The sequence below is a fragment of the Paenibacillus sp. SC116 genome, from assembly GCF_024733555.1.
Classification (GTDB): Bacteria; Bacillota; Bacilli; order Paenibacillales; family Paenibacillaceae; genus Paenibacillus_B.
On the sequence record NZ_JANIOF010000001.1, the window covers coordinates 466,029 to 491,417 of the forward strand.

The following is a 25,389-nucleotide window of genomic DNA, read 5'->3' on the forward strand; positions in this document are numbered from 1 at the left end:
ACCATTCAATAATAAAGATGAATAGGAAAAGGACAGGTGATACGCATGGACGTACAAACATATTTAGATCGTATACAAGCTGAAAAAAGAGTGGAGGCGAATCTTGATTATTTGTCCCACCTCCAAAAACAGCATGTACTTAACATACATTTTGAGAATCTAGACATCCTTTCTAAAAAACCATTATCTTTAAAGGCAGAGGATCTTTATCAGAAAATGGTTCGTGATCAACACGGAGGCGTCTGTTACGAGTTAAACGGATTATTTTATCATTTGTTAGATGAGATTGGCTTTAAACCAAATTTAATGGCAGGAACCGTATATGTCGGCAACGGGGTATGGGCGCTTGAAAATGCGCACATGTTCATCATCGTGCCGATAGAAGGCAAGGAATACTTGGTCGATGTAGGGTTTGGAGGCAACTGCCCACGTCTGCCTGTTCCACTCAATGGGGAAGAGGTTATAGATAGTGATGGGGTGTACCGAGTTAGTAAAGACGAATCCCAATCATGGTTCTACTTGCAAAAGAAGAGTGACGAAGAATTTGAAACGCTTTATCGATTTGATACTCCTTCGAATCAATGGGATTTGGAAACGATACACCCTTTATGTGTATTGACTGAAACGGCTCCTGACTCTATGTTTAACAAGATGTATTTTCTTTCACGAGTTACAGAAGAGGGTCGTATCACGTTGTTAGGGAATACACTCATCATTGTTAATGGGGATCAAAAAACGAAGCAGAAGCTTGAAGAGAATGAGATTGTTGGTGCAGTTCGTCAACATTTTCAGCTAACGATTTGACAGTTGGCCCAATAGCATACCTATTTATTGAATGATGTTGATGTGTCACATCCTATCTTATCTTTTCACGAGAAAGAGTTCGATAGCATGTGACACATCTTTTATTTACCTTATGCAGTCTTGTCCACTTTATTCAAATGTTCAATGATCGTGCGATATGCAGTAACCGCCTCATAATCATGAATATTAAAGACAGTAGGGTCAACCCCAGATTTAACGATAACCGTATGTTCCTTCTGATTCACATAAATATGCTGTCCGTAAATGCCTCGCGCCATAAACTCCGTGCCATCGCTTCCGAGTGGAGCCCACCATTGGTATCCATAGCCAAAGAAATCATTCGCTGCCCCAGGCATCAAATCTGCGCGGTCTGGCGTAACGGATGCTTTAATCCACTGCTCAGATATAAGTTGGCGGCCATTCCAATTGCCATTATGCAAATAGAGTCTTCCGAACTTGGCGTAATCTCGAAGTGTCGCGTTAATAAAGGTAAATGCGATTTCATTGCCATGCAGATCGGTACTCCAATAAGCATCCTGCTCCATGCCTAATGGCTTCCATAACTTCTCCTCTAAATAAGCAGAAACATGGTTTCCAGTCGTTTTTTCTAGCAGCATCCAAAGTACTTGCGTATCAACGCTTTTATATTCAAAATGACCTGGCTCCTGCAATTTTGTGAGCTGCTGTACGTATTTCGAGATCGGGACAGCTTTTTCACCGAACACGTCACTCAAAAAGGTGTGGATTTCCGCATCTTTATCATTGTAATCTTCATTGAAGCGCACACCAGATGACATTTGCAATATATCTTTAATGCTAGCCCCATCAAAGCCGCTTCCTATGAGTTCAGGCAGGTAGGAAGTAATAGGATCATGAACGTCTTTCAACGCTCCTTCATCCAATGCAATGCCCACTAAGGCAGAAACGATCGATTTGGCTACAGACATCGACATTGCAGTCGAATGTTGGTTGTAACCGTTATAATATTGCTCTGTCACAATCGTATCGTCATGAATAACGAGAAATCCTGTAGCAGAAGCCTTCTGCAAGTAATCGGCAACCTTACTGCTGTAGCCATTAAATTCATAGTTAATTTCCGTCAATGGTTGCTCGTTCTTTTGAAACAAAAATTTGTGTTCGGGCGCATGGATATCGTTCTTAGGCATAATCTTGTCCATATTTCGAAAGCTCCACGCGATATGGTCTTCGTTCAGCATCGTAGCTAATTTGCTTAAATCATATTGCTGCTTGTGTTCATTGTTCAATGTCATCGAAACCTCCTGATGCGAAAATGTGCGTGTGAATTCTATACTTTTCATTGTACCTTACGATTAGTGAGTATACAAATTCAAAACAATTATTGATGCTAATAAGATCAAATTTTCAAAATCACGAAAAAATTCAGTGATATTAAAGTACGTTAATTAGCTGTATACTAATAGTAAGTATGTAGAAGGGGAATTGATTGTATGCCATTTTTGAGGTTCAAAGGTTTTGATAAAAGCATTATTGAGCAAGTATCACCATCTATCATTGAACAGTTTTCAACGATTGTTGATATCCCACAAGAGATTGTAAAAATAGAGCTTCTTCATGTTGATCAAATAGCCAATTCACCGTTATCGGTAGAAATTTATATGTTTCAACGCGAACAAGAAATTCATGATGCCGTTGCGGCTATGATTCATGCAAAGGTGAGCGAGTATAATTGTCATAATCCACACATCTTTTTCGTAATCTTGTCGCCTTCCCTCTATTACAAAGAGGGTAAGCCATTGAATGCTTTACGGAAAACATCTTATCAAACAAGTAAGTAAAGCGGCTTTGCATCGATACAAGAAACAAGGGGGTTTTTAAAAAAGATGAGTATAAAAATCATTAGATTTAGAAACTCTGACATGAAAGAGATTATGGAGCTGTTTTATGAGACTGTACATTCCATTAATGCTCAAGATTACTCGCCAGCACAACTAGACGTATGGGCACCGAAGGAAGAACAAGTACGTAGAGAGCAGTCATGGATGGAGTCTTTAAGCAACAATATCTCGTTTGTCGCTCGAATGAACGATGTAATCGTTGGCTTTGCTGATATGTCCCATAGTGGGTATTTGGATAGATTATATGTTCACAAACATTTTCAAAGGCAAGGAATCGCTTCCTCTTTAGTGGATGTGATTGAATCTGAGGCTAAGAAACTTGCTCTTATGGAACTAAGTACGGAAGCAAGTATCACAGCAAAGCCCATTTTTGTGAATCGAGGATACCAGATCGTTCAAAAGCAAAACATAGAACGAAAAGGCGTTACATTAGTAAACTATAAAATGATAAAAGCATTAAGGTAGCAAATCATTTCATTTTTCTTTCAATTTAGCGAGACAATAAATAACATGCAGCCTACATAAGGAGAACATTATACATGAGCGAGACAGATTTTGAGACTATCTTCCAGATAATGAAAGAATCATTTCCTGAGTATGAGCGGAGAACATATGAGGGACAAAAGGCATTGTTAGGCGATGCTCATTACCGAATTATTTCAAAAGTTAATGACACGAATCAATTGGTCGCTTTTATGGCTGTATGGGAATTTCCTTTGTTCCGCTTCGTTGAACATATAGCTGTTACACCAGCTGGACGGGGAAGTGGTATCGGTGGAAAATTAATGGCCGATTATATTGCGGGATCACAAAAGCCTATCATCTTGGAAGTTGAGCTGCCTGATACGGATTTGGCTCAGAGGAGAATAGGATTTTACGAGCGATTGGGGCTTCACCTTAATGACTTTGGATATGTACAGCCTTCTCTTCAGAAAGGGCAACCCGATATACCGCTCAAAGTGATGAGCTATCCTCAAACGCTCACGGAATCGGAGTTTGTTCTGTATAGAGATATCTTGTATACAAACGTGTATAAAGTTAATAGTACGCAAGATTTAATCGAGCATGCGAGAAATCAGGAAAGCCGTCCTTAGATAAGGACGGCTTCTTTTTGCATGCTGAACCGCTGTTTTCTGTCTGTTACATTCCCATCTATTCTGGAGCTTGAGTCAACCGAAGTAGTGGGTACAAATAGGATATCCCTCGCATCTGAGATTCGATGATTTGATCGAAGTAAGAACGAATATGTTCCGCAAGGTTTAGGATTTGAGGCAAATCCGTATGTTCGACTGAGGCAATCATTTGTTTGAAATGAACGGTGTCCTCTGAATAAACGGAGTTTTGCAGTAGTTGCAGCAACCTGATTTTGAACAGGTGAGATCCGCTATATACACGATATCGGTTAGTAGGATCCCTGTCGGCAGTTACATAGCCAGCTTGCTCCCAGTAGCGGATCGCTGATTTGGGAACCTGTGTCACTTCAGATACTTCGTTGATGGTGAGGCATTTTTCATTTATGCGAGTTTGATTTTCTTTAGTATACATCCTTATATCCACGATTAATGCTTTTAATCTTGCTTTTTCCTCATACAAGGCAACTTCTTGTTGGCGTACAACCCACAAAGCCTCATAAGGCTTTTCTTGTTGGAGGAGATTTAATACCTCCGTTGTTATTTCCATTCCGAAAGCTGGAGCCATTGCTTGAATACATGCCAAATAAGCTTCATGCAGATTCGTATAAACACGATAACCATTAGCAGAACGTTCCGCAGCGGGAATTAGACCTTTAGTTTCGTAATTTCGTATGGTGCTAGGGCTAATGATGAATTTAGATGCTAGTTTTTTAGGACGCATCGTCAATTGTGTCTCTCCCTTTGAAAATGATCAGTATTAAAGTTGATTGTAAGGTTTTCGATAAAAGAACCCATTTTCCTGCTTTATATTCATAAAACCTTTCAATTGGCTTCTATGTTCTACAATGGAATTGAAATGATGAATAGGAGGCGGTTATTTATGATGAAACGTATCGAACTTTTCCAAAAAGACATGACAATCGTAGAACTGGGTGAGGCAGCTAATAAGAACATTGCGTTCGAATGGAAGGGCTTGTATGATTCTTTGCATGAGCAACTGACGACTGCTTTTGCTGAGATCGAAGATGCGGCCTATGGTGTTTATTTAGACCAACTAATGACGCCATTATTCGAGCAATTGGAAGCTGCGGGTTTTAGCCTGATGGAGGAACTCAAGGAAGATGATTTCGTTATCGCTAAATGCTTAATTTTCCGCAATTCTCTTGAAAAATGGGGCACGGAAGACAATCGATCGAGGATATTTTGGAGCGTGGTCCGCGACGAGAGTGGCCAGCCGATGGGCACTTTGCTCACGGAAATTCCTCATTCCCATCTGAAATTTGACATTCCTTCTGCACCTGTCATTTATTCGATAGAAGTGAGCGACAAGGAGCGTATTGTGCAAGAAATGAGGAGAATAAAAGATGCAGGATCTCAAATTTTGTGATAGGCGTTGTTGTTTAGTAGAAAATGAATTTCATGAAGGGATGATGTTGATATGATAGGAGGCAATAGATATGAGGACAACGATAAACGAATACGCAACCTCGCGTGATTCAGGGCCATATGGAATTACGGCGGGTAAAGATGGCGCTGTATGGTTTACGGAACAAAAGGGAAGTCGAATCGGAACAATCAATGCGGACGGAGAGATAACATCATTCTCACTTCCTACAGCAGATGCTGGAGTAATGGCGATCATTTCAGATCGGAATGGAGACTTATGGTTTACAGAATACAACGCAAATCATATAGGAAAAATGTCGCCCACTGGCCATTTTACAGAATATAAGCTTCCTACGGTGAACGCATCACCTTTTGGCATAACGGAAGGCCCTGATGGCGCAATCTGGTTTACCGAAATAAATAGCGGCAAGATCGGAAGGATTTCCACTTGTGGAGAAATCACCGAATTTGAATTACCAGACCCCACTGCATTTCCATCCTATATTACTTCCGGCTCAGATGGTGCTTTATGGTTTACACAAAATAAGAGCAATACGATCGCGAGAATAAACATGCTTGGTGAAGTAACCGAATATCCAATTCCAACCTTGAATTCCGGTCCTGTTGGCATTACGAATGGCCCTGATGGGGCACTATGGTTTGTGCAAATTATGGGCAATAAAATTGGTAGAATGACTACTTCAGGCGAGGTCACGGAATTTCAACTTCCAACAGCGAATGCTCGGCCTCATGCGATTATTTCCGGCAATAATAATGATCTTTGGTTTACAGAATGGGGCAGCAACCAAATTGGCCGAATAACTATAGAAGGGGTTATTTCGGAGTTCCCAATACCTACACAGAATTCAGAGCCTCATGGCCTGACCATCTGTTCAAAGGGGGATATTTGGTTCGCTGAACAGTGCGATCAAATTGGACGTTTGATCATCGATTGGAATAACTGAAATCATGTCACGAGATTGCAGCATTATTGAAAGCTATGAGCTATCCGTATATTAGTTCATAGATAATAAGATTTCTTATGAATCGCTATGGCATGGCATCTTCAAAACTATCATATAATTCCCCGTAAGTTACTCTCATACAGCCATATAGATGGCATATTAAGGAGGAGCATAATGGCTTCTATTCGAACGGACTTAAAAGTAACGAACAATACCCCCTTAAGCATGGTTCGGATTTGGGTGACGGACACCGATAATTACGATTGGGATGGGGGATCACGACCTGATCATAATTTTCAAAATGTAAGTCTTGCAGCCTATGACAGCCGCGAGGAGCGTGAAGAGCTTAATTATTGGGCAAGCTCTGCGTGGTACAGACTTCATATCCAATTCCAAAATGGTGATACCGTTTCTTTTAGAAACGATCAGTATGATGCTCGACATGATCATAAACGAGAGATAGGGTTGGATGGTGCAAGTGCAGACAAATATATAGCAACTCAGCTCTCTGGCGACGATTGGAACAAGATTACGATTTCATTGCGCTTGCCTACTAGTAGCTGGATGGACAAACTAGCAGGAAATTCAAAATTGTCAGAGCTTAACATTCCTGGTACACATGATACTTGCGCTTTATATGGTGGAGACTTGGCCATTTGTCAAACACAGACCCTTCAAGAACAACTGGAAGCAGGGATTCGTTTTATTGATATCCGATGTCGTCATATCGAGAATCGATTTGCGATTCACCACGGCATCATGTATCAGCACTTAATGTTCGGCGGTGGAGTAAGAGATGTTTGCTTAAAGTTCTTAGAAGATCATCCGCGAGAGACGATTATTATGTCGGTCAAACATGAATACGAAGATGCGGATGACACGAGAAGCTTTGAGGATACATTCCGTTGGTATCTTGAAGGCAACGAATCGATGTGGTATCTCGACGAAACCATTCCATCATTAGATGAGGTGCGAGGAAAAATTGTACTGCTTCGTCGCTTTAAGTCCAATCTTACCCTAGGTATCGATGCAACGGCTTGGAAGGACGATGCTACGTTTTCTATCGAAAGTTCCTATGCCGTTCTCCGTATTCAAGACGAATATAAAGTCCCAACCGTGTTTAATATCGGAAACAAATGGGATCATGTGAAATCGCTCTTGGATAAGGCTGTAGATGGTGCGCAATCGGATTGGTATCTCAATTTTACATCGGGTACTTCTGCTGGTGCGTATCCATATACGGTTGCAGAAGGAAGTCCAGGTATTGAGGGACTTAATTCCCGTCTGTACGGTTACTTGGATCAAACTGCATCGAAGAGAATAGGTACGTTGATTATGGATTTCCCTAACAAACCGATACCTAGCTTGGTTGAAAGGATAATCGCATCCAACAAATTTTCGCTGTAATTATCTTTCTAACAAATCTTCTCGGATAGAAACATCTTATAGAGGGTTGTAGTGGCATAGGGAACAAAGATCACAATCAGAAAATAAGATCATTCCGCATGAAAAAACCGCCGCCTTGGCGGTTTTTTTCGTTGTATGTCAGTTGTTTTTGTGCTGGGGCTAGCTAGGGGATAAAAGAGTAGGCATTATACATGAAATCCAATTGTACATGTATTCATATGTTGACGATTGGGTGAATACTGTATATATTGTATATACACAGTAGTTAATCGATTAACTTAGACCAGGTGGTAGAACATGAACATTATTATATCCAATGCATCAAGCGATCCGATTTACATTCAGATTATGAATCAGATTAGACAGAGTATTCTGAGCGGTGAATTGCAAGCAGGCGACAGCCTTCCTTCGATTAGACAGCTAGCTAAAGATTTGCAAGTCAGCGTTATTACAACGAAACGTGCCTACGAAGAGTTGGAGAAAGAAAGCTTGATTGACTCTGTCGTTGGGAAAGGCAGTTTCGTATCAGGAGCCAACAAAGACTTTATTCGTGAGCAGCGCATGAAACGACTTGAAGAGAAAATGATTGAAATCATTCGAGACAGCAAAGAACTCAGCATGAATCAGCAAGATGTACTTGAGCATCTTACCTTATTGTTCGAGGAGGAACAGACATCATGAATGCAATCGAACTACGCAATCTAACGAAAACATACCCTCAGTTTACAGTTAACAATATATCTTTGGATGTGAAGCAGGGGTACATTACCGGGCTCATTGGTCCAAATGGTGTAGGTAAAAGCACCCTGATTAAGATGATGCTCGGCATGGTTCGTCCCGACTCTGGCAGCATAAAAATATTAGGCTGTGATATGCCTAAACAGGAGGTAGACATTAAGCAGCGGATCGGTATTGTGTCGGATGATTGCTTTTACTATGAGCATCTAACCATTCGTGATATGAAGAAGATGATCGCACCTTTTTATGAGAAGTGGAATGAACAAAAGTTTAACAGCTATTTGGAACAATTCGAACTGTCTCCCAAAAAGAAGATCGGACAGTTGTCCAAAGGGATGAAAGTTAAGTTTTCCCTAGCTGTAGCCTTATCACATGAGGCGGAGCTGCTTATTATGGATGAGCCAACTTCTGGTCTTGATCCTGTGTTTAGACGGGAGCTGCTTGATTTGCTTGCGGATATGATGCAGGACGAAAGGAATTCGATTATTTTCTCGACTCATATTACAACCGATTTGGATCGTATTGCCGACTATATTAGTTTCATTAATCGAGGTCAGCTCGTATTTAGTGAATCCAAAGATGAAGTGCTCGATAGGTACGCAATTGTGAAAGGGGATAGGCAACTGCTTGACTCGGACATTCGAAAGAAGTTTGTAGGAGTCCGTGAAACTCCTTTTGGATTTGAGGGATTAGTAGAGGATAGGCAGGAAGCTGCACAATTATTTGGTAATTACGCTGTGTTTGAAAAACCATCCCTAGAAGATATTATCTATTACAACGCCAAGGGAGGCCGTGTTCATGCTTAACTTGCTTAGAAAAGACTTCATAGCCTCAAAGATATCTTTAGGCATGAGCCTCTTAATTTTTGCAGTATTTTGTATCTTTTTTATGAAAAAAGAAATGTCTATGCATCTTGTAGGTATCATTACAGCTTTCGCTACCATTAGCAGCCTTACTTTGAACGATACGAAAAACCATAATCATCAGTTTCTAGTTACATTGCCGATTAGTCGCAAGCATATTGTGCAAGCCAAGTTTATGGCATCTCTCATTTGTATAATTGTTGCAGTCCTTGCTTCTTATGGGGTTCACTCGCTTGTGAAACTAGTCGTTCCAGGGTATATCATCGTGGATTATGCCATTATCGATATATTGGCCCCTATAGCCATTTTACTTGTTCTAACTTCTATATACTTGCCGCTTTTTTATATCCTTAGTGAAAAAGGGGCCCCTATTTTAAATGGTATATTTTTGTTCAGTTTTATTGTTATGGCTGATCCAGTAGCTCGTTTTATTTATACGGCATCTCAGAATGGAGTTAATTATCAAATCTTATATACTATTCTACTTAGCACCGTACTGTTGTTTGTTGCATCGTGTTATTTAACGGTATATCTGTTTACGAAAAAGGACTTATAGGAGAAGACATTATAAAGTTGTATGACTATGGAATAAATAGAAAAGGAGAGTTTGTCGTATGAAAACGAAAAAATGGATACAGTTGCTACTTGCCGGATGGGCAACATTAGTCATGGGCTTGTTCCTGGCGACTTGTTCTGGTGAAGTTGCTGGACAGTTGTTCGGCTTAGAAAGACAATCTCAAAAATGGGTTCAAGCCATTGTGATGACTGCGCTTGTTGTTCCTACCATTTTATATTTGTATCGGTATGTCTATCGAATAACTGGAGCTAAGCCTAAAATACCAGAATATTCGTGGAAAAAGCTTTATCACCTATTTACGGGGATATTTTTTGCAATAGCACTAGCTGCATTAGGTTTCATGATCGCTAGTTCGCAAGGGTTGATCTCCATTGTACAATGGCATGCACCTGATCAGTGGTTCACTGCGTTATTCGTAAATATAATCATTGTTTTCTTATATGAAGCATTCCCAGAGGAGTTGGGACTGCGAGGATTTCTGTTCGATGTCTTGCGACATCGGTTTGCTGCATGGCTAGCCATACCAATTCAAATGTTGTTATTTATATCTGTCCCCATTTCGGTCACACTGCTTCAAGTGCTAGTTGGAATGGCTCCGGGCAACGTCATTAATATGGGTTACGTCATTCTTATTGTAAGCTTTGGACTCGTGTTGCAGTTGGTTCGTCTATGGAGCGGGAATATATGGGCGTCGATTGGCTTTCATATTGCACATTTAGAAATCATGAGATTTATTGTCACTGCACATGCTTATGGCGCACCACCAATTCTAACCTATCATGAATCAGTGCCAGGGATTATAGGCATCATTCCTATTGTGGTGATTATTGGAGGTAGTGTGGTGTCTCTCGTTATACTGGGAGTGAAGCATTTGGTACAGAAAAGGAAAATCAAGCGAGCTGCAGCTCTTTCAAACTAAAGAAATGAATATATGATCATTAGTAATAATTAAATCATGTTTTAGAGTCGACTGCTAAATCGTTATTTGGTGGTCGACTTTTTTAATAATCGATCAATTAGGAGGATGATTGAAATAAAATGAAAGATATTCCCCAACAAGGTCGTCTTATGAAACCTATGAAATAGTTACATTTTCTGCTTGCCGGATGGGCTGCATGAAGCTTCATATTCCGTTCAAAGCCAACGTTACATTTGTTCAAAGCTAATTCTCATCCACCTGCAAACTAACCATCATGCCAAATTTTCGAGTAGAGAGGAGAAATTTATGGCTGTACTTACGATTGATCATTTAATAAAAAGACAGGGCAACGCACCACTATTGCCAGAGATAAACCTGCAAATTACGAGCGGTCAGTGTGTCGTTATACAATGTAACAATGAACTTGGGCATTTATTAATCCAGCTGCTTCTAGGCGATATACCGGCATCTAGTGGTCATGTGCTTATCGAAAGCGAAAATTTACCTCAAACCTTTAAGAAAAAGGCACACAAAATAGGCGTTTCCTTTCTAGATGATGGACATTACGGGCGGCTTAAGGTGAAAGATTCGCTCACTTTTTATAAGGACATATACCAGGCAACTATCTCCATCGATGAAGTATTGCACAAAATCGGATTAGAGGACAAACAAAACAGCAAAATTTCTTCACTAACCTTCTCCGAGAAAAAACGATTGAATCTAGGAAAAACGATTATACATAACCCTATGCTGCTCATCTGGGAAGAACCCGAGCAGAACGTAGATATGGAAAGCCATATCATTATTCGAGCATTACTTACTGAACTTCTGAACGAAGGAAAGGCTATTCTGATCACAACATCCTACCTTGCCGATGCCATTTCCATTACTAATGAAGTATACAGACTAAATGAGCATGAGTTCAAAAAATTGGATGTTATCGATGATTCGGTTACTGATCCTCAGACGGACATTACTATTACCATTGGGGAACATCCATCACAAACGGTAATCCTTCCACCCACAACAATCGAAGTTCGACCCGTTCGGGTGGAGAGAATCCCCGCCAAGGTGGACGATAAGATTATCTTGTTCGATCCAACAGAAATCAATTTCATTGAAATTAGTGAGGGGATATCGATCCTTCATGTTAAGGGGGCCACTTTCCCTTGTGTGTTCACCTTAAATGATCTGGAGAGCAAACTAAAACCACTTGGTTTCTTTCGGTGTCATCGTTCCTATATCGTAAATCTACAAAAAGTACGTGAAGTCATTACATGGACACGTAATAGTTTTGGCCTCATATTGGATGATGACAAGAAAAGCTCCATTCCACTTTCCAAAGGAAAATATGATGAGTTAAAGGGGGCGTTGGGCATCTAAAGATGCCTTTTTAATGCAACAGCTCCTCCATTCCACATCAAAAATGAAGCATTCAGCCCCCCATTTACTCTTTCTATCCTGTAAATAATGCGCAGTTATGCGATTTTCCTTACAATTGGTTCTGCACAAGCAAGATCAACCGATAAAGGAGCTAACAGGATGAAACATGAGATCGAAGTAAGGCGGATGGTAAAATCTTTTGGTAAAAAGTCGGCTCTTAATGGCGTTGATTTCCATGTTCAAAAAGGGGAGATTTTCGGGTTTTTAGGTCCAAGCGGTTCCGGTAAAACAACGATGGTGAAAATTCTCACCTCACAACTCCAGCATACATCAGGCTCCGTGCAAGTGTTCGGTACAGATGTAAGCAAGCTGCGTGATTCATCGCAAATGAAACGGATAGGCATCCTTACTGACAACAGTGGGTTGTATGATCGGCTGTCTGTGTATGAGAACCTAGAACTCTTTTGTAAGCTATATGATGTAGAGGTAAAGCGCATTGATGAAGTGCTAGAGGAAGTTAATCTTATTCAAGACAAGAAAACCGTAGTGAGTAAGCTATCCAAAGGAATGAAGCAGAGGGTCACATTAGTAAGGGCCTTATTGCATAAACCTGAACTTTTGTTTCTGGACGAACCTACATCTGCATTAGATCCGACCAACAAACAACAAATACATGCAAGCCTCCGTAAGTTGAATGAGTCAGGTACAACCATTTTTTTAAGTACCCATGACATGCAAGAAGCAGAAGATCTTTGTCAGCGACTTGCTTTTCTCGATCATGGCAAAATTGTAGAGTTGGACAATCCACACAACCTACGTGTGAAATACGGGGATTCTACAATTAACCTCGTACTTAGAAACGGTAGCCGTATTCAAATCAAACAGAATGAGGATGGGGCACAATCTGTTGCTCAATATGTAACCAATGGGGAGTTGATGTCCATTCACTCGAATGAACCAACTTTAGGAGAGATATTCATTCAACTTACAGGGAGGTCTTTGCAATGACATTTTCAATTCGAAGAGTATCTGCCATCGTTGCAAAAGATGTAAAGGATCTGCTCAAGAACGCTTATGCTATTTTAATCACTATATTTTTGCCATTAGGACTGGCAGCCATGTTATCTCGTTCGGGCTCGGATGACGCCAGTCTGCTAGGTACGCCGATCAATCTGGCACTAGTTATAACAGGCGCCTTTGTTCAGGCTACTATAATGGCTGAAGAAAAGGAGAAAAATACTCTACGCGCCTTATTGCTATCTCCGGCTACACGGATGGAAATAATGCTAGGCAAGAGCCTTCTGTCTTCTCTAATTACGATCTTGGTCGTTATTGGTTCGATCTTTATAAGCAACATGCAGGTGCCTGGGCTTTTTTATTTCACCATTATGGTTCTACTTTCCTTAATCATATTCATCTCATTTGGTACCATTATTGGACTTGTCTCACGCACGGTTATGGAAACCTCCATTGTGGGTCTGCCACTTCTTGTGATCTTTACCTACGGATCGATAATAAGCGCAATGCTGGATAACCCTCTCGTCAGTAAGATCATTACCTATCTTCCTACCGAGAGCTTCTCATCGGCACTCAACATTCTAGAGCAAAATGGCGGTTTCTCAGAGATCAAATGGCATCTCCTTAATATGCTTCTCTGGGCGATTAGCTCTCTCGTCATTGCAATTATCAGCTATGGCAAGAGTCGTTTTGATAAGTAATTAAAAAATAGAATGCGAGGTCATATAAAATGAAATTTAACCTGAGAAATTTTATTATTCAATTTGTAATTGCTGTAGTTATTGTCGTTGTCATTTTAGCTGCAATCAAATAATGATCGAGAATACCATTTTGAGAGAGATTGTCAAAGCGTTTAGGGGAAGAATATAGGAAGTTGTAAAAAGCCCGCCGAAGCGGGCTTTCAAGCTGTCGAGCAAGTCTCGACAGCTATTTTAATATAGGATGAGGCAAGGCAAATGAAGCAATCTGATTGCTTGTCGAATCAACGAGGTTAATTTCGGAATAATCATAATAGTCTAGCAAGATTTCTTCCGTGATGATTATTGTCGTAGGGATATTTGCTGCTCTCATCATATTTTCAATGTTAATCCCCCAGAAATGATGGCCATTGTGCTTATCTTCATAATTAACTGCTGTGTAACCCGTCAAAGACGCTTCATATTCTATCATGACTTTCATAGTGCCGTGGCTGGCATTAAGTTGAACCTCAACAGAATCGCCGTCTCCTAACTCCACGGTAACACCGCTTTCGCTGCCTATTGTAATGGTCTCGCTTTCGGAGTCTTCGCGTCCCCATTCATGGGTATAAGATAGAGTTGTTGATCCTCCGCCGCCTGCACCTAAAAAGGTTATGCCGTAATCGATGCTTTGCTCAAAACTAACCGAATTGCTTTGCGTCCAAGTGCTTGTCGACGTTTCAGATACTTCATAAGTGATGCCAGCGTTAAATGTAGCGCGGTTCTTGCTCTTGTTTTCGAATTTTTTGGTAGCAATAATGGTAGGTTTCGAGGTAATTTCCGTAATAGTAGCGCTTTTCACACTCAATACAGTTTGTACTTGTGGCCAGCCGTATCTTTTGTAAAGATCGTCCCAAGGAGTAGGACTATGCAGATAGGCATCTGTAGGTTCTTCACCATAATAAATCTTCACTGCATTTTTCAATGCATCATCATTCAGTCCAAATGTTTCTCTTTCTCGGTCAGTAATAATATGCTGCATAGAACCCGTTGCTGTTACCTTTGAAGTCTCTTTATCATTTCCGGCTTGAATGCTCACTTGAATGGTCATCTCATGAGTCTCCCTTCTATTATTTGAATGACATCCATTTTGGATGATATTAAAATATCTAAAAAGAAGAGGACGAACAAGCAAGGAAAGTTGTCTTGACAGGAGGGGTTAATTGTGAAAATGAATTTTCATAAGAGCGCAGCTCTACAACTCAATTATGCTGGGCTCATGCTAACTTCGAAAATTTCGATACCAGCGCAGTCAGCTCATGACGTTATCCGAACACGCTTAATGACACGACTCGATGATAGCATCATAAATCGGCTGACAATCGTTACCGCACCTGCTGGTTTTGGCAAAACGACGTTAGTTAGCCGCTGGATTCATATCCGCAATAGAAGGGCTGCATGGATTTCTTTGGATGAAACTAGTAATGAACTTATTAGTTTTTGGTCTGATGTCAGCTATGCAATCGATTCGCGCTTTCCAGGGTTTGCTGGAACTATGCTGCCCATATTACAGTCCTGTAAAGGCTATTCAGGTGAAATGGTCGCTTCGTTTCTTTTACAGGAACTAATCCGATTAGACGAACGATGTCTTCTCGTACTGGACGATTATCATATGATTTCTAATAGTACGGTGCATAACAGCCTTTCATTTGTGATTGAGCATTTACCAGAAACGCTTCGAATCATACTCCTCAGTAGGATGACTCCGCCTTTACCGCTGTCACGGTTGCGATCACGCAAACAGATGGGTGAAATCAATGGAGCAGATCTCCGATTTACTTTAGAAGAAGTACATGAACTACAACTTAAATCTTCTCAAAGCTTACTCTCTGATAACGATCTCGCATTAATCCAGCAAAAGACGGAAGGGTGGGCAGCTGGACTGATTTTGGCCTTTCTTTATGTTGAAGGGAAGGGTAATATATCAGCAACTGTTAAGACGTTTTCGGGCAACAATCACTACATATTTGACTATTTCATGGAAGAAGTACTTTCACGCCAATCTGATGATATACAATTGTTTTTACTTCAAACCGCTGTACTGGACAGCATTTGTATACCGCTTGTGAATGCGGTTACAGAACGTAGCGACGCTGCACAACTCCTCAGCACACTCGAACGCAATCATATGTTTCTGAATCGGATAGATGATACGCGCACTTGGTATCGTTATCATCATTTATTTATTACGATGCTTAGAGAACGTCTCGTTTATAAACTTAGTTCATTAGATTTGAAAAATCTACATCGTAGAGCATACGAGTGGTTGAACAGCAATGGCTTATGTATGCAAGCGATATCGCACGCCCTTCAAGCGGGTGCTCATGAAGCTGCGGCTGAATGTATGGATAGGAACTTAGCAGTCATTATTAGCAGTGGTGAAGAATCGACTCTATTAGATTGGCTGGAGCAAATTCCGCTTTCTCTCATTGCAACACATCCGGATTTATTTTATTTTCAGGTAGGAAAGATGGCATTTATGGGGCGGCTTGAAGAGGCGAGCAGGCTATTGGAGCAGGTCATGCAGCACATAAATAGAGATGCTGGAAGCATTATTACTGCATCTGCAATGAATCCAGGCGATGAGCGTTTGCGGCTTGGGCTGTTTCAGGCTTCCATTGCCTATTATCAGGGAGATGTGGACAAATTCATTGCCTTAATTGACGTCAATATGGAGGGTTTAAAGAAATTCGCCTCGATTGTAAAAGTCGTCAATCTTCATGAGGCGCTTCTGTATCGAGGACCAATTGGCTTCGGCGGGAGATTAAGTAAGATGCATGAATTGTCAATGAAAGTGTCAGAGTCAGAGCAGAGGAGGCAGGCGGTTCATTATGCATTGCAGGGGCACGGTTATGTGTTTTTAGCAGATTTGTATTACGAATGGAATCGTTTAGATGAGGCGGTCAGTGCGCTCGATCAAATAGCAACTGTACGCTTGTCTCCACAAACGTTGGGAATCATGGTACCATGCGTTATTTTGCAGTCAAAAATTCATCAAGCTAGAGGGGAATGGGATGAAGCAAAAAACGTAATCGAACAGATGATACGCTATTTTGACAACCAGCCTTACAAACATTGGTTGATTATGTTAGAAGCTCGACTCGTACGAATCTGTTATGCTCAAGGGGATTTAGAAGCGGGTGAGCGTTGGATGAAATCACGTCACTTTCAGTCGCTTGACGCAGCAAATGTCCATGTGGCAAGAGAATATGAACAATTGACGGTCATTCGTATCCTTATAAAGCGACAGCAGACGGATCGAGCCATCCGAATGTTAAAACAATTAGAAAAAGAATCTAGAGCGATGAACCGATTAGGAAGCAGAATTGAAATATTGCTGCTGCTGGCGCTAGCATACCACGGCGCTGGAAAAGAATTAAGCAGCAAAAAGTCGATGGAAGAAGCGTGCAGCTTAGCTGAACCTGAAGGTTATACTCGAATATTTCTTGATGAGGGTGGGGAGATAGCTGAACGGCTTGCTGCTTGTGGAGCAGCGTATGCGCAGCAACTCTTATCGTTGCTATCTGGTAACATGTTGGTTCAAGAACACACATCTAGCGCCACGAGTACGGCAATTGTCTCGCTTACACCAAGAGAGCAGGAAATGCTCCAATTCATTGCAAACGGATATTCCAATGATGAGATTGCTAGAAGTTTGTATTTGTCAGAAGGTACAGTGAAGCGTTATATTCATCATTTATATCAAAAGTTAGATGTTAAAAATCGTGTACAAGCTGTATCGCAGGCAAAGAAGCTGCACTTGTTATAAGAATGATTGTTCAAACGTGGTTAAGATGAAACGAAGACAGTGGCTTGTAGTTGTTTTTCGGGTGCGATGTTACAATTTGTACCGTAAATTTACTATAGTTGGATGTTTAAAACCGATCCTGTATGCAGGATCGGTTGTTTAGGCTGATCGGCTGTCGCACGTGAGCGACTGCCAATAATAAGTTGAAAAAAGTAGACAACTGGCTTGCGAACGTATAAGAAAAATCTAAGCACGAGTATGCGATTCACGGTTCATTCAGTAGAAATAAGTCCATAACGATTAACCGGCCTACCGACGTTACCATATCGTATATCAAGGCGAACAGAGCCTGATTGCACTAAGTAATCTAAATAACGGCGAGCAGTTACCCGCGCCAATCCAACACCATCGGCTACTTCCTCAGCCGTCAATAATGACCGCTGCAGCAGCAGAAATTGTACAATTTGCCTCATGGTACTCGCTTGCAAACCTTTCGGCAGCGCAGTCGCTATGTCTATTGCGAAGGCTGAGGATATACTCAAATTGTTGTCTGCCGTTGGGCTAGATGTTCCATCGTTAGTCAGACTCTGGCCCAACACCGCCGAACCGGCTCCACGATGATACTCTACAGGTATGTTGGACGATGCTTGCGAAGCCTTGCTGCGTAAAATAACATCCAGCTCCGCCTGTGTAACTTGGCGCTCTTCATGCAGAGCCATCCGATATGCCCGATACTGTTCCAGTGCTGACTCAATTCGCTCAAACTTAAACGGCTTTATAATATAGTCGAAGACTCCTTTTTGCATAATCTGCTTCACAGTAGGCAAATCTTTAGCTGCCGTCACAACTATCACATCGACATGAAGTGCTTCCGCCCGTATTTGCCGCAGCGTCTCGGCACCATCCTGCACAGGCATAAACATATCTAGAAACACGAGATCCGGCTCCAACTCCCGTGCCAGTTTTAATCCCTCCGCACCGTTGCTAGCAATGCCCTCAACACGAAACCCAGTTACATTCTCGATAAACTGCCGATTCACTTCTTGGACCATCGGATCATCTTCAATTAATAAGACACGGTATCCATTTGTTTGAGCTTGCTTCGAATCCATCCTTATTGACTCCTTTCACAAGTACAAAGCTTACATAGTCATATAGGGTCGTGAATTTTAGATTATGATGCTCTTTCTTGCATCGGGAAGGTGATAATAATCGTTGTTCCATTGCCAGGAGAGGAGTGGCAGACGAGTTCTCCGCAGCCTTTTTCAATGATGTTTCCGATTAAATACAGACCGATGCCGCGTCCTTCGGAAGCCTTGGTGGAAAAGCCTTTCTCCAGCATATGCTGCTGTGTAACATCGTCCATTCCGTTTGCATTGTCCTCGACCATAATCGACAGCACCTCATCATCTTGCTCTATGCTAATGACCATTTCTTTGTGTTCACGATCCGATGCTTCGAAGGCATCGAAAGCGTTTTCAATTAAGTTTCCGAGCAGCAGCACAAAGTCGTGACGATCCAACTTCGGTGGAAAATACGTCAATCCGCTGCGTTTATCTAATTCTACGTGAATACCGATTTCTTGACCACGCGAAATTTTACTGAGCAGTAGCCCGCCAATCCCTTCATCTAAGAAACGCTCTTTGACAAAGGAGAGCAGCTCTTCCTGCCGTTCGGACACCTCGAACAAATAATCGAGTGCTTGTTCGTAATGTTCCAATTGTATAAGACCCGCTATTGTATGCAGCTTGTTCATGTATTCATGATTTTGGACACGCAGTGCGTCGACAAAGGCTTTAACGCCAGTTAATTCTTCCGCCATGTGCGTTAGTTCTGTTCGATCTTGGAAAATAGCAATCGCTCCAACGGTCTGCCCCTGGACGGTAATAGGGATTCGATTGCTCCAAATGACCGCATTGCGTACGATTAGCTCTCGATTATAGATGGGCTGCTGCAGCGTCAAGATTTCTGGCAACCGCGTATCCGGAATGACATCGCGAATTGGCCGACCAACTGGATTGCCCTCAATATCAAAAATTTGCTTGGCACGATTATTAAATATCGTGATGCGCTCCTTGTTGTCCACCGCGATGACACCCTCATGCATCGCTTGAAAAGCGGCAGTGCGCTCCAATAAAATGCGCGCGATTTCTTGCGGCTCCAAATTGTACATTTGCCGCTTAATATTCCGGGATAGCTGCCATGCCCCTAGCAATCCGAATAAGAGGGCGAGCATCAGCGTAGCTGCAATCGGACCGCGCTGCTCCCAAATCATCTGGCTGATACTGGGCAGTATCATACCAGCCATAACAACGCCGACTTGATGATGCTGTTCGTTCATAATCGGTACATAAGCCCGCAGGGCGGAGCCTACTTCGCCTTTTACTTTAGATAGGTACGAGTGCTCCGCGAAGGCGGGCTCTGCATCCTTTTCCGCAATGGGTTGGCCGATCCGATCTGTGATCGGGTGTGAATAGCGAATTCGATCCATATTGAGCACGACGATATAGGATACATCGTTGATCATCCGAATATTTTCAGTTTCGTAGGCGATGTCTTGTGCTGCTTTTACGGGAAGCTGCACTTTTTCTCGGATATGCGGCTGTTCTGCTACGGTACGCGCTGTCGTCATCAATCGGCGACCAAGCTCATCCTCGGTCATGCTTGTCATAATGCCAAGCGCGATGATGCCACCTATTAAGAGCGAGAAGGAAGTAAGGCCAAATGCAAGCAGTGCAATTTTGCCGTACACAGGCAAATTGCGAATATGGCGCAAGTGGCGAATGTGGAATCGCTGCATAGATCGGTTCGCTCCCTACCATTTACGTCTTTCTATCATTGTGAAATAATAAATGGAAATAATCAACAGGGAAGGAGTAAATATATGAGATCTTTCGTTAGCATGGGGTTATTTGTCCTTGTTGGTCTCATTACCGCTATGTTGATCGGATTTCCGCCTAATATGTCAAAATCTTTGCCTTATGATGCGGAACAAGTAGGGTTAAAAGATCGCATCGTCATCAAATTCAACCACGTTGTCGCTGAAAATACGCCTAAAGGCTTAGCGGCCGAACATTTTGCCAAGCTTGTGCGCGAGCGATTGAGTGATCGTGTTGAAGTGCAGGTGTACCCGAATGGAATTTTATATTCGGATAAGCATGAATTGGACGCCCTTAGTCGAGGTGATATCCAAATGATAGCCCCGTCTTTCTCGAACTTAACCAATGCATTTCCAAGCTGGGGTGCATTTGACTTGCCATTTGCTTTTCCTAACCAGCAGGCGGTAGATGAAGCACTTCGCGGAGATATTGGCGAGCAACTGCTTGCTGAGCTAACGAGTGCGAATATGAAAGGCATTTCCTTCTGGAATAACGGATTCAAGCAGGTGACTAGTGCGCATCGGCCATTAATTCATCCTGCGGATTTTGCAGGTCAGACGTTTCGAATTTTGCCAAGCAACGTACTGGAGAAGCAGTTCCATGCCTTAGGCGCACAAGCGGTCATGATGCCTTTTACGGAAGTGTATCGGAGTGTGGTGCGAGGTGATGTCGATGGGCAGGAGAATACGATATCGAACATATATAGTAAACGACTCTATCAAGTACAGCGGTATATGACAATTAGTAATCATGGCTATTTAGGTTATACGGTTATTGTCAATCAGTCATTCTGGGAAGGGCTTCCGGCTGATATTCGCAGCGAGCTAGAGCTGATAGTAGCAGAGACGACAGAATGGAATCGAGAACTTGCGCAGCGGCTAAACCAGCAGCAGCTCGATCAAATTAGGAATAGCGGCATGATGGATATTCACCAGCTCACAGTTAAGGAGAGGGAGGAGTGGCTAGAAGCGCTAGCGCCAATCTACGAGCAGATGGAGCAAGAGATTGGGGCACCATTACTCGCGCAGATTAAAGCAGTAGGACATAAATATGACTCTCATCAACCCTAGCCATATTAGTAGGAGTGAACACGTACACGCTTCGAACCGATCCTGTTAAGACCAAAAAGACCAATATGACCATATTATTGAATGGAACCGCTTTCTTTTCTACAATGAGGACACAAATTCACAATCCCTTCACATTGTAGACCTGACAAGAAAGGATGTTCCGGATGAGAATCAATTTTAAAAACTTGACGGTCCAAGTCGTTATCGCCATTATTCTCGGTATATTGGTCGGTCACTTCTTCCCAGCCTTTGGTGAGAAGCTCAAAGTGCTCGGAGATGTCTTTATTAAGCTGATAAAAATGGTTATCGCACCAATTGTCTTGTTCACGGTTGTAAATGGTATTGCCAGCATGGGTGATATGAAGAAGGTTGGTCGCATCGGCGGTAAAGCGCTGCTGTATTTTGAAATCGTTACCACCATTGCGTTGGCAATCGGACTTATTGTGGTTAACGTTATAAAGCCGGGCGAAGGCTTTGACACTTCTGCTGTAAAAGCGGACGTCAGCCAGTACGTACAAAAAGCAGAGGAAAGCAATCAGAGTATGGTCGAATTTTTAATAGCGATCGTACCTGAAAATGTAGTTGGCGCGTTGGCCCAAGGTGATTTGCTGCCTATCTTGTTCTTTGCCGTACTGTTTGGCGTGGCCTTAACGGCAATGGGGGACAAAGCAAAGCCGATTGTTGATTTGTTTGATCGACTATCGCATGCCTTTTTCAATGTCGTTAATATGGTGATGAAGGTGTCACCAATTGCGGCGTTTGGTGCAATGGCGTACACGATTGGTAAATTCGGTATTGGATCATTAACAAAGCTTGGCTTATTGATGACGTGCGTATACATTACTATGTTCTTGTTCGTTGTATTTGTTTTGGGCGGTATTGCACGTATGTATGGCTTCCGACTATTTAAATTTATTCGTTATATTAAAGATGAAATTTTGCTTGTTCTTGGTACCTCTTCCTCCGAGTCGGCGCTGCCACGTATGATGGATAAGCTGGAGAAGTACGGCTGCTCGAAATCTGTTGTCGGACTAGTGGTGCCGACAGGCTACTCGTTTAACTTAGACGGAACATCGATTTACTTGTCTATGGCTGCTATATTTATTGCACAAGCATACGGCGTAGATCTTACAATGTGGGAACAACTCGTGTTGCTCGGAATTTTGATGCTCACTTCCAAAGGAGCAGCAGGCGTAACGGGCTCTGGATTTATTACGCTTGCCGCAACACTTGCGGCGTTTCCGACGATTCCGGTCGCAGGGCTGGCGCTGCTTATCGGTGTAGATCGCTTTATGTCTGAGGCACGTGCGATTACGAACTTGATCGGTAATGGCGTAGCTACAGTTGTAGTTGCGAAAATGGAAAAGGAATTCCATCCGCCTGCGGAATATGCAGCAGATAGTGATTTTAGAAATCGCGCAGCTATCGCCAATACGCCAATAACGGAAGCGAAATAGGTCATGCTTATTGACCTCCAACACTACGTTGTAGTGGGATGGGGGTCTTTTTTACGTGACAAGAAGGGGATTTCTATTTCTGTATAAATCATTACCTTATGCATTGACGTTCAATTCCCACTATTATACTATATCAAGAATACTCTTTTATTCGGTGCTGAATAATGATGAATAGCTCTTGACTATATAAGGAGGTAATGCAATGTACAATCAGGAGAATAGAACTATTAGAACCGACAGGTTGTTGATAAGACCGTTTCAATTATCGGATGCACAGCGTGTCTATGAGTTCTGCAACAATTATAATGTCTACAAAAGTACATTGACGCTTCCTTATCCATATCCGATAGAAAGTGCAATATCATGGATTCAAACCCATGAAGATAATTTTAATAATAATCGATATTATGAGTTTGCTATCACGGATAAAAATACACACGAGCTCTATGGGGCAATAGGATTAACCAATCATAAAACACATAAAAATGGTGAACTTGGCTATTGGATCGCTGAGGAATATTGGGGTAAAGGGTATGCGACGGAAGCAACCAAAGCTGTTATTGCGTTCGCCTTTTCAGAAAAACAATACCACAAAGTTTACGCTAGGTTCTTCGCTTCCAATCCTGCTTCTGGGCGGGTTATGCAGAAGGTTGGCATGCTGGAAGAAGGTAGATTAGCTCAGCATGTCTATAAAGAAAATAAATATGAAGACCTTATTCATTATGGAATTTTAAACAGTGCGATATGAAAACAGTGAATATCGCTGCTGAATGGTACTTGATGTAGAATGCATCGAAGAAGTAGACAACGAAGCTCTTTGACGATACGATTATCGTATGGAAAATAAATATCATTGTTGTGCTACGTGCGTGAACTTTAGAGTCATTAAAGAAATTGGAGCCAGAGTTACCTATAAATGTGAAAGACTCGGCTATGAAACGAACCCAAAATATCAGTTTAATTGTTGGCAGCCAAAGTCTGCTAGCACAAAAAAGAGCCCGCATTGAATGTGAGCTCTTTTTTTCTATGTGAATATACAAAAAAACCAATTCCTTTCCAGAATCTACTGGACTTTTAAAAGAATCGAGAGTATATTAATCCCAAGCAAAATAAAAATTCAAAAAAACAGCCCCAAAGTAAAGTTTTTCTGCAAAACTCCCTCAAATCCACCACGAAAGATGAGGTGAACACGAGCATAACTATCTATCCATTCCACAGCACAATTCCTGTATTAGCTATGTTGGAACACTTTCAGCACCTAACATTATCATTTGAAATTTACCTGGCTTAAGTAAGCTTTATTTTGTTATACCTGCGAAAGGTATGGAAGCGCATTCGAGCGATGCTAACAACTAAAAACGATATTGATGGAGGTTACTATTATGAAAAGTAGACTGACTTTGAAACCTAGAAAGCCTTTCATCCTCTTTGTAGTCTTTCTCCTCTGTACAACGGTGATGATACCTCTTACAGCGAGCGCGGCTTATTTCAACACGTATACCACTGTTGCAACGCTAGAAAATGCAAATGGAGGCAACTCCGCACAAGGCTTTGATGTGGGGTCCACCTATGCATATAGCGTAAAAGTCAGCAATGGGGATCAAAAGCAGGTCATTTACCGTACGAATATGAACACAGGAGCTACCGAGCTCATGACAAATGGTGATAACGGAACTACCTACAGAACTGACCTGGGTCACGCTAACGATATTGTACTCAGCACCATCGATGGAACTCATTATATGTTCGTTGCCACGATGAAAGACGGAACTGCGGGCGTTATGAGTCTGGTGAAGTTGAAATATGTAGGTTCGACGTATTACAAAGTTGGTAGCTACACCATTAAAGAGGGCGGAGTAAACAAGTCCGTTTCAGGTGTGAAAGTACTTAGCAAAGACGCTAATACGATTAACTTTCTTTTCAAAAGGGGAGAAAGCTTTTATAAGGGTTCACTTCCACTGAACGCAAACAGCGGTACCATTAACATGACTGCTGCCTTTAGCATTAATGTTAAAGGAGCGCTGGTCAATGGCAGCCCTCTCCCTGATATCACTTATACACACCAAAGCTTCGCTATTTATAAAAACGCAATATTTGTACCCATAACAAATAAAAATGTTAGTATCGTACTTGTTTATCGTAATGTATCTAATGCATCGGGTCGAATAACTTCCGATCCTAATCTGTCATTCCGCATTACATCTGCTGCGTACCCTGAATTATTTGAGATTGAGGGTGTTGGAGTCGCGCACGGAGATAAACTATGGTTCAACACGAATCGCAAAAAAACATCGACTGATCTCCTGCATGACGGTGTACACTATTTCAATGATTTCAATGCTTCCCAGTTTATACAGTAATTTCTTACATTTCGTAGAAGCGGGTGGCGCATAGCTTCCTCTTACTATTTATGTACTGTCTATCCTCCT

Annotated in this window: 24 protein-coding genes; 19 read left to right on the forward strand and 5 right to left on the reverse strand. The window is 41.8% G+C overall.

The window, feature by feature from the left end; genetic code table 11:
* The first annotated feature begins 45 nt into the window (after positions 1-45).
* Positions 46-804 carry an arylamine N-acetyltransferase family protein gene (locus tag NQ117_RS01810; RefSeq protein ID WP_258276317.1) on the forward strand — a complete coding sequence of 253 codons (759 nt, stop codon included), beginning with the start codon at positions 46-48 and terminating at the stop codon, positions 802-804.
* Positions 805-914: 110 nt separating this feature from the next.
* Here NQ117_RS01810 and NQ117_RS01815 read toward each other — a convergent pair whose 3' ends face one another.
* A complete protein-coding gene (locus NQ117_RS01815; protein WP_258276318.1) occupies positions 915-2,075 on the reverse strand; it encodes a serine hydrolase domain-containing protein in 1,161 nt (386 codons plus the stop codon).
* Positions 2,076-2,273: 198 nt separating this feature from the next.
* Between NQ117_RS01815 and NQ117_RS01820 the strand changes: the two genes are divergently transcribed.
* The 3 genes from NQ117_RS01820 to NQ117_RS01830 all read left to right on the forward strand — a co-directional run bounded on the left by NQ117_RS01820 (position 2,274) and on the right by NQ117_RS01830 (position 3,775).
* Positions 2,274-2,621, forward strand: coding sequence for a DUF1904 domain-containing protein (locus NQ117_RS01820; RefSeq protein WP_258276319.1), 348 nt, complete (start codon positions 2,274-2,276; stop codon positions 2,619-2,621).
* A gap of 51 nt (positions 2,622-2,672) precedes the next feature.
* Complete coding sequence (locus NQ117_RS01825) at positions 2,673-3,146, forward strand: GNAT family N-acetyltransferase (protein ID WP_258278133.1); 474 nt, start codon at positions 2,673-2,675, stop codon at positions 3,144-3,146.
* Between the two features lie 74 nt (positions 3,147-3,220).
* Entirely contained in the window at positions 3,221-3,775 is a 555-nt protein-coding gene (locus NQ117_RS01830) for a GNAT family N-acetyltransferase (RefSeq protein ID WP_258276320.1), read from the forward strand.
* Between the two features lie 58 nt (positions 3,776-3,833).
* Here NQ117_RS01830 and NQ117_RS01835 read toward each other — a convergent pair whose 3' ends face one another.
* Positions 3,834-4,535, reverse strand: a complete 702-nt coding sequence (locus NQ117_RS01835; protein ID WP_258278134.1) for a MerR family DNA-binding transcriptional regulator — start codon at positions 4,533-4,535, stop codon at positions 3,834-3,836.
* A 159-nt stretch (positions 4,536-4,694) separates the two neighbouring features.
* Between NQ117_RS01835 and NQ117_RS01840 the strand changes: the two genes are divergently transcribed.
* From NQ117_RS01840 to NQ117_RS01885, 10 genes are all read left to right on the forward strand, one after another.
* Entirely contained in the window at positions 4,695-5,201 is a 507-nt protein-coding gene (locus tag NQ117_RS01840) for a DUF6022 family protein (protein WP_258276321.1), read from the forward strand.
* A gap of 70 nt (positions 5,202-5,271) precedes the next feature.
* On the forward strand, positions 5,272-6,165 hold the full coding sequence (locus NQ117_RS01845; RefSeq protein ID WP_258276322.1) for a Vgb family protein: 894 nt from the start codon (positions 5,272-5,274) through the stop codon (positions 6,163-6,165).
* A gap of 174 nt (positions 6,166-6,339) precedes the next feature.
* Entirely contained in the window at positions 6,340-7,572 is a 1,233-nt protein-coding gene (locus NQ117_RS01850; RefSeq protein WP_258276323.1) for a phosphatidylinositol-specific phospholipase C, read from the forward strand.
* A gap of 297 nt (positions 7,573-7,869) precedes the next feature.
* On the forward strand, positions 7,870-8,253 hold the full coding sequence (locus NQ117_RS01855) for a GntR family transcriptional regulator (RefSeq protein ID WP_258276324.1): 384 nt from the start codon (positions 7,870-7,872) through the stop codon (positions 8,251-8,253).
* Positions 8,250-9,116: an ABC transporter ATP-binding protein gene (locus NQ117_RS01860; RefSeq protein ID WP_258276325.1), complete on the forward strand. Its 867-nt coding sequence runs from the start codon at positions 8,250-8,252 to the stop codon at positions 9,114-9,116. The genes NQ117_RS01855 and NQ117_RS01860 overlap by 4 nt, the downstream gene beginning before the upstream one ends.
* Positions 9,109-9,729: an ABC-2 transporter permease gene (locus NQ117_RS01865; protein WP_258276326.1), complete on the forward strand. Its 621-nt coding sequence runs from the start codon at positions 9,109-9,111 to the stop codon at positions 9,727-9,729. The genes NQ117_RS01860 and NQ117_RS01865 overlap by 8 nt, the downstream gene beginning before the upstream one ends.
* A gap of 58 nt (positions 9,730-9,787) precedes the next feature.
* Positions 9,788-10,669, forward strand: coding sequence for a CPBP family intramembrane glutamic endopeptidase (locus tag NQ117_RS01870; RefSeq protein WP_258276327.1), 882 nt, complete (start codon positions 9,788-9,790; stop codon positions 10,667-10,669).
* A gap of 306 nt (positions 10,670-10,975) precedes the next feature.
* On the forward strand, positions 10,976-12,052 hold the full coding sequence (locus NQ117_RS01875; RefSeq protein ID WP_258276328.1) for a LytTR family transcriptional regulator DNA-binding domain-containing protein: 1,077 nt from the start codon (positions 10,976-10,978) through the stop codon (positions 12,050-12,052).
* A gap of 159 nt (positions 12,053-12,211) precedes the next feature.
* Positions 12,212-13,060, forward strand: a complete 849-nt coding sequence (locus tag NQ117_RS01880; protein ID WP_258276329.1) for an ABC transporter ATP-binding protein — start codon at positions 12,212-12,214, stop codon at positions 13,058-13,060.
* Positions 13,057-13,770, forward strand: coding sequence for an ABC transporter permease (locus NQ117_RS01885; protein WP_258276330.1), 714 nt, complete (start codon positions 13,057-13,059; stop codon positions 13,768-13,770). The genes NQ117_RS01880 and NQ117_RS01885 overlap by 4 nt, the downstream gene beginning before the upstream one ends.
* Positions 13,771-13,996: 226 nt before the next feature.
* On the opposite strand, the gene NQ117_RS01890 is transcribed toward NQ117_RS01885, so the two are convergent.
* Positions 13,997-14,857 carry a hypothetical protein gene (locus NQ117_RS01890; RefSeq protein WP_258276331.1) on the reverse strand — a complete coding sequence of 287 codons (861 nt, stop codon included), beginning with the start codon at positions 14,855-14,857 and terminating at the stop codon, positions 13,997-13,999.
* A 120-nt stretch (positions 14,858-14,977) separates the two neighbouring features.
* Between NQ117_RS01890 and NQ117_RS01895 the strand changes: the two genes are divergently transcribed.
* On the forward strand, positions 14,978-17,575 hold the full coding sequence (locus tag NQ117_RS01895) for a winged helix-turn-helix domain-containing protein (RefSeq protein WP_258278135.1): 2,598 nt from the start codon (positions 14,978-14,980) through the stop codon (positions 17,573-17,575).
* Positions 17,576-17,826: 251 nt separating this feature from the next.
* On the opposite strand, the gene NQ117_RS01900 is transcribed toward NQ117_RS01895, so the two are convergent.
* Both NQ117_RS01900 and NQ117_RS01905 read right to left on the reverse strand, forming a co-directional pair.
* On the reverse strand, positions 17,827-18,666 hold the full coding sequence (locus NQ117_RS01900; RefSeq protein WP_258276332.1) for a response regulator transcription factor: 840 nt from the start codon (positions 18,664-18,666) through the stop codon (positions 17,827-17,829).
* A 62-nt stretch (positions 18,667-18,728) separates the two neighbouring features.
* On the reverse strand, positions 18,729-20,354 hold the full coding sequence (locus tag NQ117_RS01905; RefSeq protein WP_258276333.1) for an ATP-binding protein: 1,626 nt from the start codon (positions 20,352-20,354) through the stop codon (positions 18,729-18,731).
* Positions 20,355-20,438: 84 nt separating this feature from the next.
* Between NQ117_RS01905 and NQ117_RS01910 the strand changes: the two genes are divergently transcribed.
* The 4 genes from NQ117_RS01910 to NQ117_RS01925 all read left to right on the forward strand — a co-directional run bounded on the left by NQ117_RS01910 (position 20,439) and on the right by NQ117_RS01925 (position 25,320).
* Positions 20,439-21,503: a TRAP transporter substrate-binding protein gene (locus tag NQ117_RS01910; RefSeq protein ID WP_258276334.1), complete on the forward strand. Its 1,065-nt coding sequence runs from the start codon at positions 20,439-20,441 to the stop codon at positions 21,501-21,503.
* Positions 21,504-21,667: 164 nt separating this feature from the next.
* On the forward strand, positions 21,668-22,960 hold the full coding sequence (locus tag NQ117_RS01915; RefSeq protein ID WP_258276335.1) for a dicarboxylate/amino acid:cation symporter: 1,293 nt from the start codon (positions 21,668-21,670) through the stop codon (positions 22,958-22,960).
* 202 nt (positions 22,961-23,162) lie between these two features.
* Positions 23,163-23,708, forward strand: coding sequence for a GNAT family N-acetyltransferase (locus NQ117_RS01920; RefSeq protein WP_258276336.1), 546 nt, complete (start codon positions 23,163-23,165; stop codon positions 23,706-23,708).
* 634 nt (positions 23,709-24,342) lie between these two features.
* A complete protein-coding gene (locus tag NQ117_RS01925) occupies positions 24,343-25,320 on the forward strand; it encodes a hypothetical protein (RefSeq protein WP_258276337.1) in 978 nt (325 codons plus the stop codon).
* The last annotated feature ends 69 nt before the right edge of the window (positions 25,321-25,389 follow it).

Excerpts from the sequence above, each read along its gene's own strand:
- NQ117_RS01815 (WP_258276318.1), bottom strand. The coding sequence starts at position 2,075 with ATGACATTGAACAATGAACACAAGCAGCAATATGATTTAAGCAAATTA.
- NQ117_RS01810 (WP_258276317.1), top strand. The coding sequence starts at position 46 with ATGGACGTACAAACATATTTAGATCGTATACAAGCTGAAAAAAGAGTG.
- NQ117_RS01880 (WP_258276329.1), top strand. The coding sequence starts at position 12,212 with ATGAAACATGAGATCGAAGTAAGGCGGATGGTAAAATCTTTTGGTAAA.
- NQ117_RS01850 (WP_258276323.1), top strand. The coding sequence starts at position 6,340 with ATGGCTTCTATTCGAACGGACTTAAAAGTAACGAACAATACCCCCTTA.
- NQ117_RS01845 (WP_258276322.1), top strand. The coding sequence starts at position 5,272 with ATGAGGACAACGATAAACGAATACGCAACCTCGCGTGATTCAGGGCCA.
- NQ117_RS01875 (WP_258276328.1), top strand. The coding sequence starts at position 10,976 with ATGGCTGTACTTACGATTGATCATTTAATAAAAAGACAGGGCAACGCA.
- NQ117_RS01860 (WP_258276325.1), top strand. The coding sequence starts at position 8,250 with ATGAATGCAATCGAACTACGCAATCTAACGAAAACATACCCTCAGTTT.
- NQ117_RS01855 (WP_258276324.1), top strand. The coding sequence starts at position 7,870 with ATGAACATTATTATATCCAATGCATCAAGCGATCCGATTTACATTCAG.
- NQ117_RS01835 (WP_258278134.1), bottom strand. The coding sequence starts at position 4,535 with ATGCGTCCTAAAAAACTAGCATCTAAATTCATCATTAGCCCTAGCACC.
- NQ117_RS01900 (WP_258276332.1), bottom strand. The coding sequence starts at position 18,666 with ATGGATTCGAAGCAAGCTCAAACAAATGGATACCGTGTCTTATTAATT.
- NQ117_RS01910 (WP_258276334.1), top strand. The coding sequence starts at position 20,439 with ATGAGATCTTTCGTTAGCATGGGGTTATTTGTCCTTGTTGGTCTCATT.
- NQ117_RS01920 (WP_258276336.1), top strand. The coding sequence starts at position 23,163 with ATGTACAATCAGGAGAATAGAACTATTAGAACCGACAGGTTGTTGATA.
- NQ117_RS01865 (WP_258276326.1), top strand. The coding sequence starts at position 9,109 with ATGCTTAACTTGCTTAGAAAAGACTTCATAGCCTCAAAGATATCTTTA.
- NQ117_RS01830 (WP_258276320.1), top strand. The coding sequence starts at position 3,221 with ATGAGCGAGACAGATTTTGAGACTATCTTCCAGATAATGAAAGAATCA.
- NQ117_RS01885 (WP_258276330.1), top strand. The coding sequence starts at position 13,057 with ATGACATTTTCAATTCGAAGAGTATCTGCCATCGTTGCAAAAGATGTA.
- NQ117_RS01870 (WP_258276327.1), top strand. The coding sequence starts at position 9,788 with ATGAAAACGAAAAAATGGATACAGTTGCTACTTGCCGGATGGGCAACA.
- NQ117_RS01915 (WP_258276335.1), top strand. The coding sequence starts at position 21,668 with ATGAGAATCAATTTTAAAAACTTGACGGTCCAAGTCGTTATCGCCATT.
- NQ117_RS01820 (WP_258276319.1), top strand. The coding sequence starts at position 2,274 with ATGCCATTTTTGAGGTTCAAAGGTTTTGATAAAAGCATTATTGAGCAA.
- NQ117_RS01905 (WP_258276333.1), bottom strand. The coding sequence starts at position 20,354 with ATGCAGCGATTCCACATTCGCCACTTGCGCCATATTCGCAATTTGCCT.
- NQ117_RS01895 (WP_258278135.1), top strand. The coding sequence starts at position 14,978 with ATGAATTTTCATAAGAGCGCAGCTCTACAACTCAATTATGCTGGGCTC.
- NQ117_RS01840 (WP_258276321.1), top strand. The coding sequence starts at position 4,695 with ATGATGAAACGTATCGAACTTTTCCAAAAAGACATGACAATCGTAGAA.
- NQ117_RS01890 (WP_258276331.1), bottom strand. The coding sequence starts at position 14,857 with ATGACCATTCAAGTGAGCATTCAAGCCGGAAATGATAAAGAGACTTCA.
- NQ117_RS01925 (WP_258276337.1), top strand. The coding sequence starts at position 24,343 with ATGAAAAGTAGACTGACTTTGAAACCTAGAAAGCCTTTCATCCTCTTT.